General features: G+C 68.0%; 14 protein-coding genes. 13 read left to right on the top strand and 1 reads right to left on the bottom strand.

Translation table 11 applies throughout. The annotated features are described in order from the left end of the window. The first annotated feature begins 15 nt into the window (after window positions 1–15). From RCP37_RS02915 to RCP37_RS02860, 12 genes are all read left to right on the top strand, one after another. Complete coding sequence (locus tag RCP37_RS02915; RefSeq protein ID WP_308485537.1) at window positions 16–963, top strand: aldo/keto reductase; 948 nt, start codon at window positions 16–18, stop codon at window positions 961–963. A 27-nt stretch (window positions 964–990) separates the two neighbouring features. Further along, window positions 991–1893, top strand: coding sequence for a 1,4-dihydroxy-2-naphthoyl-CoA synthase (locus RCP37_RS02910; protein WP_024442597.1), 903 nt, complete (start codon window positions 991–993; stop codon window positions 1891–1893). A 63-nt stretch (window positions 1894–1956) separates the two neighbouring features. Next, window positions 1957–2841 (top strand): SDR family oxidoreductase, encoded by an 885-nt coding sequence (locus RCP37_RS02905; RefSeq protein WP_308485536.1) that lies wholly within the window; start codon window positions 1957–1959, stop codon window positions 2839–2841. 10 nt (window positions 2842–2851) lie between these two features. Beyond that, on the top strand, window positions 2852–3256 hold the full coding sequence (locus RCP37_RS02900; protein WP_308485535.1) for a VOC family protein: 405 nt from the start codon (window positions 2852–2854) through the stop codon (window positions 3254–3256). 111 nt (window positions 3257–3367) lie between these two features. Next, window positions 3368–4645, top strand: coding sequence for an inorganic phosphate transporter (locus RCP37_RS02895; protein WP_373693099.1), 1278 nt, complete (start codon window positions 3368–3370; stop codon window positions 4643–4645). Then, on the top strand, window positions 4642–4944 hold the full coding sequence (locus RCP37_RS02890) for a hypothetical protein (protein ID WP_308485534.1): 303 nt from the start codon (window positions 4642–4644) through the stop codon (window positions 4942–4944). Before RCP37_RS02895 ends, RCP37_RS02890 begins: the two co-directional genes overlap by 4 nt. 43 nt (window positions 4945–4987) lie before the next feature. Further along, on the top strand, window positions 4988–6193 hold the full coding sequence (locus tag RCP37_RS02885; RefSeq protein ID WP_308485533.1) for an inorganic phosphate transporter: 1206 nt from the start codon (window positions 4988–4990) through the stop codon (window positions 6191–6193). Window positions 6194–6198: 5 nt separating this feature from the next. Then, window positions 6199–6543, top strand: coding sequence for a hypothetical protein (locus tag RCP37_RS02880; RefSeq protein WP_308486914.1), 345 nt, complete (start codon window positions 6199–6201; stop codon window positions 6541–6543). Between the two features lie 6 nt (window positions 6544–6549). Beyond that, the gene (locus RCP37_RS02875; protein ID WP_276760393.1) at window positions 6550–6867 is read left to right on the top strand and encodes a DUF3349 domain-containing protein; all 318 of its coding nucleotides are present in this window, start codon (window positions 6550–6552) and stop codon (window positions 6865–6867) included. A gap of 71 nt (window positions 6868–6938) precedes the next feature. Beyond that, a complete protein-coding gene (gene menE / locus RCP37_RS02870; RefSeq protein ID WP_373693152.1) occupies window positions 6939–8024 on the top strand; it encodes an o-succinylbenzoate--CoA ligase in 1086 nt (361 codons plus the stop codon). Between the two features lie 69 nt (window positions 8025–8093). After that, window positions 8094–8522 (top strand): hypothetical protein, encoded by a 429-nt coding sequence (locus tag RCP37_RS02865; protein WP_308485532.1) that lies wholly within the window; start codon window positions 8094–8096, stop codon window positions 8520–8522. Window positions 8523–8534: 12 nt separating this feature from the next. Beyond that, window positions 8535–9233, top strand: coding sequence for a TetR/AcrR family transcriptional regulator (locus RCP37_RS02860; RefSeq protein ID WP_308485531.1), 699 nt, complete (start codon window positions 8535–8537; stop codon window positions 9231–9233). A gap of 320 nt (window positions 9234–9553) precedes the next feature. Here the strand turns inward: RCP37_RS02860 and RCP37_RS02855 are convergent, their stop codons facing one another. Further along, the gene (locus RCP37_RS02855; protein WP_308485530.1) at window positions 9554–11098 is read right to left on the bottom strand and encodes a DUF7159 family protein; all 1545 of its coding nucleotides are present in this window, start codon (window positions 11096–11098) and stop codon (window positions 9554–9556) included. A 116-nt stretch (window positions 11099–11214) separates the two neighbouring features. On the opposite strand from RCP37_RS02855, the gene RCP37_RS02850 reads away from it, so the two are divergent. Beyond that, the gene (locus tag RCP37_RS02850) at window positions 11215–12687 is read left to right on the top strand and encodes a DUF7937 domain-containing protein (RefSeq protein ID WP_308485529.1); all 1473 of its coding nucleotides are present in this window, start codon (window positions 11215–11217) and stop codon (window positions 12685–12687) included. The last annotated feature ends 11 nt before the right edge of the window (window positions 12688–12698 follow it).

Here is a 12698-nt window from a genome sequence, read left to right as displayed (position 1 = left end):
CTCACTAGGAGCACCATGACAGACCAACTCCAGCCCGGCGGCCTCGCCCGAATCGGCACAGATCAGGTGGCCCGCGTCGGCTACGGCGCCATGCAGCTCGACGAGAAGGTTTCCACCGACGACGCCAGCGCGGTCCTGCGCCGTGCGCTCGAGTTGGGCGTCAACCACATCGATACCGCGTCCTTCTACGCCGGAGGCGAGGTCAACCACCGCATCCGTAAGGCGCTGGCGCCTTACCGCGACGAGCTGGTCATCGTCAGCAAGGTCGGAGCCGCCTACACCGGCGTCGGCCCGGTGCCACTGACCGCCGCCCAGAAGCCAGCCGAACTGCGCGCTGCGGTCGAGAGCGACCTCCGCCAACTGGGCCTGGACACCGTGCCGGTGGTCAACCTGCGGCGCTATGACCTCGGTCCCGCCCCGGCCCCCGCGGGCGATCAGAACGTCGACCTCGACGACCAGCTGGCCGAGATGATCGCGTTGCGCGATGAGGGCAAGATCGCCGCCATCGGGATCAGCAGCGTGGGACTGGAGGTACTGCAGCGGGCCCTGCCGGCCGGGATCGTCTGCGTGCAGAACGCCTACAGCCTGCTTGATCGCACCCAGGAAGACACGCTCGATTTCTGCACCGACGAAGGCATCGCCTGGGTCCCGTACTTCCCGCTCGGTTCGGCGTTCCCCGGCTTCCCCAAGGTCACCGACCACGCCGTCGTCCGCGAGATCGCCGACGAAACCGGTGCCACCCCGGCCCAGATCGGGCTGGCCTGGCTCTTGACCACCTCGGCGAACACGCTGCTGATCCCCGGCACCGGATCGATCGCGCATCTGGAGGAGAACATGAAGGTGGCCGACATCGTGCTCAGTGACGACGCCGTCGCCCGACTGGACGCGATCACCGCCCCCGGGCAGGGGCCGGACTACGCCGCGACCCTGCGCGAAGCGTTCCGGCAAGCTCCGGCAACCTGACGGCGCCGCCCCGGTACGGTCGCAGTCGTGAGCAGCAACCCTTTTGACGAGAGCATCTGGCGCACTGTCGACGGCTTCGCCGACCTGACCGACATCACCTATCACCGCCACGTCACCGACGCGACGGTGCGAGTGGCGTTCAACCGTCCGGAGGTGCGCAACGCATTTCGGCCGCACACCGTCGACGAGCTGTACCAGGCGCTGGACCATGCCCGGATGTCTCCCGACGTCGGCGTGGTGCTGCTCACCGGCAACGGACCGGCACCCAAGGACGGCGGCTGGGCATTCTGCTCCGGCGGGGATCAGCGCATTCGCGGCCGTAGCGGCTACCAGTATGCGTCCGGGGAAACCGCCGACACCGTCGACGTCGCCCGCGCCGGGCGGCTGCACATCCTGGAGGTGCAGCGGCTGATCCGGTTCATGCCCAAACCGGTGATCTGCCTGGTCAACGGCTGGGCGGCCGGCGGCGGGCACAGCCTGCACGTGGTGTGCGACCTGACCCTGGCCAGCCGCGAGCACGCCAGATTCAAGCAGACCGACGCCGACGTGGGCAGCTTCGACGGCGGCTACGGGTCGGCGTACTTGGCGCGGCAGGTCGGCCAGAAGTTCGCCCGCGAGATCTTCTTCCTGGGCCGCACTTACACCGCCGAGCAGATGCACCAGATGGGTGCGGTCAACGAGGTCGTCGACCACGCCGAGCTGGAAGCCACCGGTGTGCAGTGGGCCAAGGAGATCAACGGCAAATCGCCTCAGGCGCAACGCATGTTGAAGTTCGCTTTCAACCTGCTCGACGACGGGCTGGTGGGTCAGCAGCTGTTCGCCGGCGAAGCCACCCGACTGGCCTACATGACCGACGAGGCCGTCGAGGGCCGGGACTCCTTCCTGGAGAAGCGCGATCCGGACTGGAGCAGGTTCCCCCGCTACTTCTGAGCTTCCGCGAGGCTGAAGGTGCCCCCAAGCTCGGCGCGAAATCCACGAATAGACTGGCTAACCATGAGCCGAAGCCCGCTGCGCCGCCTGTCCGACCAGATCACGCTCGCAACCATGCGCCCCCCGGTCGCCGCGCAGCTGATGCACCGGCCCGGCGCCAAGACCATCGACCTGACCGGCAAGCGGGTGCTGGTGACCGGGGCGTCCTCGGGCATCGGGGAAGCCGGCGCCGAACAGTTCGGGGCAGCGGGCGCCACCGTGATCGCGGTCGCCCGCCGCCAGGAAAACCTCGACGCACTGGTCCAGCGGATCACCGCCGCGGGCGGCACCGCCCACGCGATCGCGTGCGACCTGTCGGACCTCGCGGCGATCGATCAGCTGGTCAAGGACGTCGACGAGCGGTTCGGCGGAGTGGACATCCTGGTCAACAATGCCGGGCGGTCCATCCGCCGTCCGCTGGCCGAATCCCTGGACCGCTGGCACGACGTCGAGCGGACCATGCAGCTGAACTACTACTCGCCGCTGCGGCTGATCCGCGGGTTCGCCCCGGCGATGCGCGAGCGCGGCGACGGCCACATCATCAACGTCGCCACCTGGGGCGTGTTCACCGACTCCTCGCCGCTGTTCGGCGTCTACAACGGCTCCAAGTCCGCGCTCAGCGCCGTTAGCCGGGTCATCGACAGCGAGTGGGCCCGCTACGGCGTGCAGTCCACCACGCTGTACTACCCGCTGGTGAAGACCCCGATGATCGCGCCCACCGCGGCGTTCCAGGGCAAGCCCGGACTCACCGCGCAGGAGGCCGGCGCGTGGATGATCGACGCGGCCCGTTACCGCCCGATCCGCATCGCGCCGCGGCTGGCGCTGGCATTCCGCGCACTGGACAACCTCAACGCCGGCTGGGCCACCGCCATCGTCAAGCGGAACCGGATCGAGCCCATCGACGAGTGATGGCGGACTGATGGAGATTCTGGCCAGCCGGGTGTTGCTCCGGCCCACCGACTATCAACGCTCACTGCGGTTCTACCGCGACGAGATTGGGCTGGCGATCGCCCGCGACTACGGCGCCGGAATGGTCTTCTACGCCGGACAATCGCTGATCGAACTCGCCGGGCACGGCAACCCCGAACATCCGGCCGCGAGCTTCCCGGGGGCGCTGTGGCTACAGGTCCGCGACGTCGCCGCCACCCAGGCCGAACTGGAGAGCCGCGGCGTCCCCATCACCCGGGAAGCGCGCCGCGAACCGTGGGGGTTGCGTGAGATGCATGTCACCGATCCCGACGGCCTGACCTTGATCTTCGTGGAGATCCCCGAGGACCATCCGCTGCGCCGCGATACCCGCCAGGACAGCCCCCGGAAGCCTTGAGGTGAACGACGGGGAAACAGTTCGATACGTCTCGACATACACCGGCGTTTCGCCTGCACAATCGTTAGACAAGGGTCCGCGCAAGCCCCAGAATCTATCCGTGATGTTCCCGTGAGCCTCGAACTGCTCCTCCTAATCATTGTGGTGATCACGGCTTTAGCCTTCGATTTCACCAACGGATTCCATGACACCGGCAACGCGATGGCGACCTCGATCGCCAGCGGTGCACTCAAGCCCAAGGCAGCGGTCGGCATGTCGGCATGCCTGAACCTGGTCGGCGCCTTTCTGTCGACCGCGGTCGCCGCAACGATCGCCAAAGGCCTGGTGGACGCCCACCTGGTGACCCTCGAAATCGTCTTCGCCGGCCTGGTCGGCGGCATCGTATGGAACCTGCTCACCTGGCTGCTCGGTATCCCGTCGAGCTCCTCGCACGCCCTGATCGGCGGCATCGTGGGAGCGATGATCGCCGCCGTCGGCGGGCACGGGGTGATCTGGCACGGGGTGGTCTCCAAGGTTCTGGTCCCGGCCGTGGTCGCCACCGTGATCGCCACGGTGATCGCCTCCTTCGGTACCTGGCTGGTCTACCGCATCACTCGCGGCGTCGACGAGAAGAAGTCCGAGAGGGTGTTCCGGCACGGTCAGATCGGCTCGGCCGCGCTGGTCTCGCTGGCACACGGCACCAACGACGCGCAGAAGACCATGGGCGTGATCTTCCTCGCGCTGATGTCCTACGGCGCGGTGAGCACCTCGGCCACGCTGCCGCCCCTGTGGGTGATCGTCAGCTGCGCGCTGGCCATGTCGGCGGGCACCTACACCGGCGGCTGGCGGATCATCCGCACCCTGGGCAAGGGCCTCGTCGAGATCAAGCCGCCGCAGGGCATGGCCGCCGAGTCGGCAGCTGCCTCGGTCATCCTGCTCTCCAGCCACTTCGGTTACTCGCTGTCGACCACCCAGGTCGCCACCGGCTCGGTGCTGGGCAGCGGTGTCGGCAAGCCGGGCGCGCAGGTGCGCTGGAGCGTTGCCGGACGGATGGTGGCCGCCTGGCTGGTGACGCTGCCGATGGCCGGCGGGGTCGGCTCGGGCGCATACGGCCTGGTGCACGGTATCGGCGGCTACCCCGGGATCATCATCGGCGTAGCCCTGCTGATCACCGCGGTGCTGGCGATCTGGCTGCGGTCGCGCCGGGCGCGCATCGACCACAACAACGTCAACGCCGAATGGGACGGCACCCTCACCGGCGGTCTCGACGCCCCCGGCGTGCAACCCGAAGAAGCCGGCCGCGAAGTCGAGAACGCCCTCCGGTCGGCATTCGACGCCGACCCTGAGGGAGCCAAGTTGACTGTCGTCTCCACCGACGACCCCAATTCACGTGAGGTCATCCGGTCATGAGTCAGTGGTTCAACCTTGCAGCCACCCTGAAAATCCTCGTCTTCGGACTGCTGGTCGGCGGCCTGTTGCCGGCGCTGTTCGCGGTCGGGGTGCGGGTCAATGTGGCAGGTAACAGCGTTCCCGCGGTCGCCGGCGGCACTGCCGGCACCACTGGCGGGCGCCGGCCGCTGCTGCTCGCGCTCAGCTGGGCGATCTTCCTGCTAGTGCTGGCCGTGGCGGTCGTCGGCGTGCTTTTCATCGCCCGCGACTTCCTGGGGCACCACCTGGGCTGGTACCTGCTCGGGGCCAAGCCCGCCTAACCCGGTTCGACAAGGTCACCGTGCGGCTGCAAAAATCCGCACGGTGACCTTGGAGCTGTTCCTGTTGATCACGGTCGTGATCACCGCCCTGGCTTTCGACTTCACCAACGGCTTCCATGACACCGGCAACGCTGTCGCCACCGGGATCGCCAGCGGTGCGCTCAAGCCGAAGACCGCGGTAACGCTCTGCGCCACCCTCAACCTGGTCGGCGCGTTCATGTCGACCCAGGTGGCGGCCACGGTGGCCAAAGATCTGGTGGTCACCAACCTGGTGACGCTGGAAGTCATGTTCGCCGGTTTGGTCGGCGGCATCGTCTGGAACCTGGCGACCTGGTTGTTCGGTATCCCGTCGAGTTCCTCGCATGCCCTGATCGGCGGCGTGGTGGGGGCCATGCTGGCCGCGGCCGGCACGGCCGGGGTGCGCTGGCCCGGGGTGGTCTCGAAGGTGCTGGTGCCGACGGTGATCGCCGTGCTCGCCGCGACCCTGGTCGCCACCGTCGGGACCTGGCTGGTCTACCGGCTGACGCAGGGAGTCCCCCGTGGGCGCACCCTGCGAGACTTCCGACGGGGTCAGGTGTTCTCTGCCGCCCTGATGTCGCTGGCGCACGGCACCAACGATGCCCAGAAGACCATGGGCGTGATCTTCCTCGCACTGATCTCCTACGGCGCGGCCTCCAAGACCGACGTCACGCCGCCACTGTGGGTGATCGTGTCGTGTGCGGTGGCGATGGCCGCCGGCACCTATTTCGGTGGATGGCGGGTCATCCGCACCCTGGGCAAGGGGCTCGTTGAGATCGAATCCCCCCAGGGCATGGCCGCCGAATCATCCTCGGCGGCCATCATTTTGCTGTCCAGTCATTTCGGCTACTCGCTGTCGACCACGCAGGTGGTGACGGGATCGGTGTTGGGTTCGGGCCTGGGTAAGCCCGGGGCCAACGTGCGCTGGGTTGTTGCCCGCCGGATGGCGACCGCCTGGCTGATCACCCTGCCGCTGGCCGGGGCCATCGGCGCGGGCACCTACCACCTGATCCACCGCATCGGCGGCTACCCCGGCACCATCACCGGACTGGTGCTGCTGGTGGGCGTCTCCGCGCTCATCTGGCTGCAGTCCCGCAAGGTCCCGGTCGACCACACCAATGTCACCGCCGAGTGGGGTGCACATATGACCGATGGCCTCGAAGTGATTGCACCGCAACCCACTACCCCTAGTCCGTCTCGCGAGATCGGCACGGAGGGGGGCGGTGCGTGACCACCGTGAGCACCTGGTTCGACTACGTGGCCACCGCCAAGATCCTGATCTTCGGCCTACTGGTCGGCACCGCGCTGCCGGCCTTGTTCGCCATCGGGGTGCGCTTGGGTGCCGCAGCCGACGGGTCGACTGAGCACCGTCGGGAGTTGACCCTGCTGCGGTGGATGATCTTCGCGCTGTTGCTCACCGTGGTGCTGGCCGGCGTGCTGTTCATTGCCCGCGACTTCATCGAACACCGCATCGGCTGGCAGTGGGATGACTGGGGCCGTTGGGACGAGGTGTTTGGAGCCTTGAATAGACGTAATATTGCAGCTGACATGTTCCTTCCGGTGTCGGCGCGGGGAAGTTGACGCAGTATGAACAAATTTCTCACCTCGATCGTCGCCTGGCTGCGCGCCGGGTATCCCGATGGTGTGCCACAGAACGACTACGTTCCGCTGTTGGCGCTGCTGTCGCGACGGCTGACCAACGATGAGGTCAAAGACGTCGCCCGGGAATTGATCGGCCGCGGCGAGTTCGACCGCATCGACATCGGGGTACTGATCGCCCGCTTGACCAACGAACTGCCCGCTCCAGAAGACGTCGAACGGGTGCGAGAACGGTTGGCGGCAAAGGGTTGGCTGCTGGACGACGCTCCCACCAACGACGCCTCTTCCAACGGAGGAAACCCATAGCACGCCTGCGTGCGCTGGCCATCCCACTCGGTGATGCCCTCACCACGCTCCTGCCCTCCTTGCAGGGCGTTCTGGACGGCCACGAAGCCGCGTTCACGCCGGTAGGCCCCGACACCGACCCGTCTGCCCTGACCGCGCTGCGGGTGGGCGATCCCATCGGCGATGACATCGCGCTGGTGGTGGCGACGTCGGGAACCACCGGAATACCCAAAGGCGCCCTGCTGACCGGGACGTCACTCGTGGCCAGTGCCACCGCCACGCATGACAGGTTGGGCGGACCAGGCAGCTGGCTGCTGGCTCTGCCCCCGCACCATATCGCCGGAATCCAGGTCCTGGTGCGCAGCCTGGTGTCCGGCACCGCCCCCGTACAGCTCGATGTCGCAACGGGTTTCGATGTCACACGGTTGCCCGCGGCGGTGGCAGCACTCGGTTCCGGCCGGCGCTACACCTCACTGGTCGCCACCCAATTAGCCAAGGCGCTGGCCGTTCCCGCGTCCGCAGCCGCGCTGGCCGAGCTAGACGCGGTGCTGTTGGGCGGAGGTCCGGCACCGCAACCGATCCTGGACACGGCAGCGGCCGCCGGAGTGCGGGTGGTGCGCACCTATGGCATGAGCGAGACTGCCGGCGGTTGTGTCTATGACGGTGTGCCGTTGCCGGGTGTCCGGCTACGCATCGGAGACGACGGACGGATCAGGGTCGGCGGCCCGACCCTGGCCCAGGGTTATCGCAATCCTGTCGAGCCGGACCCATTCGCCGAGCCAGGCTGGTTTACCACCAATGACCTTGGCACCCTTGATTCCTCGGGATGCCTGACCGTGCTGGGTCGCGCCGACGACGCGATCAGCACCGGTGGATTGACGGTTCTTCCGGGTCCGGTGGAGGCGGTGTTGTCGACGCATCCCGCCGTGGCCGAGTGCGCGGTGTTCGGGATCGACGACGACCGGCTGGGTCAGCGTGTCGTCGCCGCGGTCGTCGTAGCCGGCGTGACGCCACCAACGCTGGAGGAGTTACGCGCCCACGTCGCGGAGTCTCTGGACATCACGGCAGCGCCACGCGAGGTACATGTCGTTGCGGCACTCCCCCGCCGCGGAATCGGCAAGCTCGACCGAAAAGCACTGGCACAGCAGTTTTCTGCCGAGGGTATTGCGCCGAATTAGACCATTGGTCTAATTTATAGACCGGTGGTCTAATTGCTTCGCCGCTGCTGGCGAAAGGGGACGCGAACCATGCACACACCCACCACGTCCGCCGAGCGCACGCGTTCCTTTGCGCGCGTCCTGGGACCGTTCATCGCCGTGGTTCCTGCCATCATCGCGGTCAGGGCCGGCAGCATCGGCGACCAGCTGTCCAGCTTCTCGGCCGACCCGATGTGGCCGTGGGTGCTGGGCGCACTGCTGTTCGGCGGTGGGCTGTTCATCATTGCGTTTCACCAATATTGGCGTGGCGTGGCGGCGGTGATCATTTCGCTGTTCGGCTGGTTCCTGTTGCTGCGGGGTTTCGTCCTGCTTGCCGCGCCACAGTTGATCGTCAAGGGAGCCGAGGCCGCCACCGGCACATCAAGTGGGGCCATCGCTACGGTGCGGGCCGGGTTCGGGCTGCTTGCACTGTGCGGCGTCTACCTGACCTACGTCGGATGGCTCAAGAAGTCCGACTGATTCAATACCGTCATGCGTCGCGCCGTGAAGCCTCGGGAGATCCGGCGAGCCGAGTTGCTCGACCAGGCACTGGCGCTCTTTCTCGAACGCGGCTACGACAACGTCAGCCTCAACGACCTCCTCGCAGCAACGGGCATACCGAAAGGTGCTTTCTACCACTACTTTCCGTCCAAGGACGCGTTGGTGATCGCGCTGGCCGAGCGCAGCGCCGACGCAGCGTTGGAGGCGCTGCGTCCAGTCTTCGACCAGCCGGGGACGGGCGCGCTGGAGCGCCTCAATGACGGTCTGGCGGCAAGCTATGACGTCAAGATGGCGATGGGGGCTCCCGAGCAGATCGCGGCGATGACGGCACTGTTCGCGCCGCACAACCGGGGGCTGTTCGCCAAGATCGTGGAGACTTGGGAGGACCTGTTCCGACCGGTGCTGACCCAGCTCATCAGCGAAGGCGTCGACGAGGGCGCGTTCAATACCTTCGATCCCGAGGGGGTCGGCGACATGATCCAGGGTTTTGCGGCCAGCTTGCGCAGAAACCTGATGCAGATACTCGATGCGCCGGACGCGAAGGTGCGTCGTCATGCCATCGAGGACTGCGTAAAGCGGGTCAAACTACACGGCATCGCGACGGACCGAATCCTCGGATTGCCTGACGGGTCAACGGTTGTGCTCGACCGCAAGCAGATAGAGGCAATGGTTGCGCGTATCAGGCCGTGACTGTCGTGGGAGCCGCGACTCAGTCGCCAGATCCGCCGCTGGAGCCGCCGCCCGAACCACCAGCCCCGCCACTCGAGCCACCGCCCGAACCACCAGACCCGCCGCTCGACCCGCCGCTCGATCCGCCGCTTGAGCCCCCACTCGACCCGCCGCCGGAACTGCCCCCGGAATCACCGCTCGAACCCGAGGAACTGGACCCGCCACCGGAACTGCCGGCAGATCCGCCAGAGCTACTGCCGGAACCGGAGGACGCGCCTCCAGGGCCGCTGCCCCCGGAGCCTCCGGCGTCACCGCCCGCACTGTTGCCAGAGCCGCCGGAACTACCGCTGCCCGACCCGGACGCACCAGAACCCGCACCGCCGGATCCCCCGCGTCGCTGCCGGATCCGCCCGAACTCGATCCCCCGAACTGGACCCGCCCGAACCGCTGCCCGCTCCGGAGCCGCCCGCACCGCTGTCGTCGGACCCGCCAGAGGTGCCGCCTGACCCGCCGGAATGACCCCCCGAACCGCTATCGCCAGAACCACTGCCGGACCCGCCCGGATTACTTCCGGGGCCACCAGTACTGCCGTCGCCCGCTCCGGTGCCGCCCGAATGCCCGCCACCAGAGTCACTGCCGCCGGAATGCCCACCGGTGGAACCGTTATCGCCGGAACCAACGCCACCCGAACCCGTGCCATCCGAACCCGTGCCGCCGGGACCGGTGCCACCCGTACCGGTGCCACCGGAACCATTGCCGCCCGCGCCGCCTGTGCCAGTGCCGCCCGAACCGGCATCGCCGCCGGAATGACTGCCGCCGCCGTGATCACGACCAGACCCGCTTCCGCCGCTACCACTGCCGCCCGATCCGGGCAGCCAACCGCCGCCACCACCAACAGGTCCGGTGATGATCGGGATGGGAATCGGGAACGGAATCACCGCGGGCGGCGCGGGCGCGGGCGCCGCCGGAGGTGCCGGAATGACCGGCGCCGGAGCGACGATGGCCGGGGCCGGGTTTGCCGGGGCTACAACAGGATTAGGGGCCGGGGCCTGCAGAGCGGGTATCCGCGCCGGCTTCGGGGCAGGCAGTACCGGCATGAAATTGCCGGGCACCGGCTGGGCCTGCGGCGGCTGCGCCATCACCGGAGGCTGCGCCGGCGTGGATGCGGCCGTCGGGCGAATGCCGATGGTCACGGCCACGGCCAACGCCGCGCACCCAGCCACCAGAATCCCACCGACCGAGCTGCCCACCAGAAGTGCCCGTCCCACCGGCGGCGGTGGCGCCGCCTGCTCGTCGGCTTCGGTGCCGTCTCCCCCGTATTCGGCGCCGTAGTCGTCGTAGCCCTCGTAGCTTTCGTAGTCGCCCTCGGCGTACTCCACCGGCAGCAGTTCGGAGTCATCGTCAGTCATCGAGTACGCGAGCTGTTGTTCCGACTGTTCGCCCTCAACCGCCGGAGCCAGCACCGTGGATGTTCCCTCCGGGGCGCCGGTATCCGGCAGCGCCGGCGCAGCCATCGTCGCGTCACCGGCCGGAGCGGGCAGCCACGTCGTCTCGCCGTCCTCCCCCGAGGCGTTGCGCGCCAACGCCACAGCCGAACGCGCCTGGGGCTGCTCGGAGACGTTCTCGACCCCCGCCTCCTCAAGGGCTTGGCGAACCTGCGCCATCAATTCCGAGTCCGACCAGCACAGTCGCGTCGCAGCCAGCCGGTGTCCCTCGTCGGCCAACATGCGGTGGGTTCCGGTCACCGTGTCGACCAGCGTTTCGACCGGATCGCGCGTCAGATCAAGCATGGACTCGTCGAGCACGGCATCGCCGTAGGCGTCCGATTCGACGAGCGCCAAGCGGGCGAGCGCGCCGGTAACCGACACTCCGAGCGCGACATCCATTGCGCGTCTCCTTCCGCGGCCACTCCTTAGACACTCTAGCCGCGCGGATCGACCATCGAGCGGACCGATCTGCGCAGTTCAATGGCGTATGCCCCTCCCGCGGTTATGGTGAGCAGGTGATCGCCGAGTCGACCAGGAGCTGGAATATCGGCCGCGATGCGACCGCTGCGGCACTGCTGCTCGCGGCGCCGGCGTTGCCGTGGAGCCTGTACTTCGGTGCCGGCATCCCGACTGGCAAGCCCGGACTGTTCATCGCGCTGGCTGCGGCCACCGTGCTCGCGCTGACAGCGATCGCCGCGACCTACGTCGGGCCCTGGCGGATCTTGCGCGTGCCCAACAATCCCGCCGTCGCGGGACGGCTGCGGCTGTTGCTCTGCGCGCCGTACCTGGTGTTGCTGCTCGGTGTGGTGGCCGCCGATGTGGTGCAGACCGTCCGCTACGGCGGAAGCCCCCGACCCCCGGGCGGCGTCGGGCCGGGCGCGTTGGCGGGCGTCGCCGGGGCGTTGCTCGCTGCGCAGCCGGTGCTCGCCGGTCCGGTACGCCTGTGGCGGCGCACGGTCCGGGCGCTCGGCTACGCAGCGATCGTCGGTGCCACGTTGAGTGTGCTGTTCAACCTGTATTGGCGGGTGCGCTACGCCCTGCCGGAGGCCCACTCCACGACCGGATTCGGCCGCCAACAAGTCGCGATCATTGCGACCGCGCTGGTGTACGGAGCGGTGGCGTGGGCCGCCGTAGTCGTCGCCTCGCGGTGGGTTCTGCAGCGGGACAAAGCGTCCCAGCTCGCTGTTGTGCTGCTCGGCGGGGCCGCTCTGGTCGCCGGGATCCTGGTGTGGGTGCTGCCGATCGGCCGCGACATCGACGGCTTTCACGGGATCGCACAGAACACCTCCACGGCCGGGGTCGGCTTCGAGGGCTACCTGGTGTGGGTGGCCGCCGCGGCCCTCTTGGCGGTGGCGGCGGCGCGCGACGCGTCGGCGACGACGTGGCTGGGAGCCATCCGGAACACGTTGCTGCTCATTGCGATCTGGACTCTGGGGTCGGCACTCATGCGCATCGTCGATCTGAGCGTCGCGGTCGGCCTGGACCTGCCGTATTCGCCGTACGACAGCGCGGCGATGGCCTCCTTCGACGTGGTGGCCGCGGTCATCGCGATCTGGCTACGGCTCAACCTGGGTAATCGCTCCGTGCCGGCGGCGGCCGTCTGGTCGGTGAGCGCCGTCCTGTTCGGTTTCACCATCGCCCGCGTCGTGGTGGGTGTGGGTCTGGCTCCACGACTCGCGGAAGCCCAGCGCGCCAGTGCATGGGCGAACCCGGTGTACGGCAACGGCCTCGCGCAGCAGATCACCAGCACGTTCGACGTGGTGGTGTGTGGCCTCGCGCTGTGCGGCCTGGTGGTGGCAATCGTCGTCGGACGCTTGACGGTGCCCGCCGACGACCGCCCCAGGCCCGGCGAGCCGGGCACGCCCCGGATCTTCCGGTCCGCGGACTCCCCCGCCGTCGCTCCCGCGGGTGGACCGAAGATCTATCGGGGAAGCGACGATTCGGCCCAAAACGGCGAAGTCGTTCAGGGCACCTCGAACGGCAACTGAGCCCCTTCCTG

The organism is Mycolicibacter sp. MU0102 (assembly GCF_963378105.1).
Classification (GTDB): domain Bacteria; phylum Actinomycetota; class Actinomycetes; order Mycobacteriales; family Mycobacteriaceae; genus Mycobacterium; species Mycobacterium holstebronense.
This window is presented reverse-complemented; position numbering and strand designations above follow the sequence as displayed.

Bases quoted from the DNA above. Each gene is read 5' to 3' on its own strand.
- RCP37_RS02890 (WP_308485534.1), top strand. From the start codon at position 4,642: ATGAGTCAGTGGTTCAACCTTGCAGCCACCCTGAAAATCCTCGTCTTC.
- RCP37_RS02905 (WP_308485536.1), top strand. From the start codon at position 1,957: ATGAGCCGAAGCCCGCTGCGCCGCCTGTCCGACCAGATCACGCTCGCA.
- RCP37_RS02855 (WP_308485530.1), bottom strand. From the start codon at position 11,098: ATGGATGTCGCGCTCGGAGTGTCGGTTACCGGCGCGCTCGCCCGCTTG.
- RCP37_RS02875 (WP_276760393.1), top strand. From the start codon at position 6,550: ATGAACAAATTTCTCACCTCGATCGTCGCCTGGCTGCGCGCCGGGTAT.
- RCP37_RS02860 (WP_308485531.1), top strand. From the start codon at position 8,535: ATGCGTCGCGCCGTGAAGCCTCGGGAGATCCGGCGAGCCGAGTTGCTC.
- RCP37_RS02915 (WP_308485537.1), top strand. From the start codon at position 16: ATGACAGACCAACTCCAGCCCGGCGGCCTCGCCCGAATCGGCACAGAT.
- RCP37_RS02900 (WP_308485535.1), top strand. From the start codon at position 2,852: ATGGAGATTCTGGCCAGCCGGGTGTTGCTCCGGCCCACCGACTATCAA.
- RCP37_RS02865 (WP_308485532.1), top strand. From the start codon at position 8,094: ATGCACACACCCACCACGTCCGCCGAGCGCACGCGTTCCTTTGCGCGC.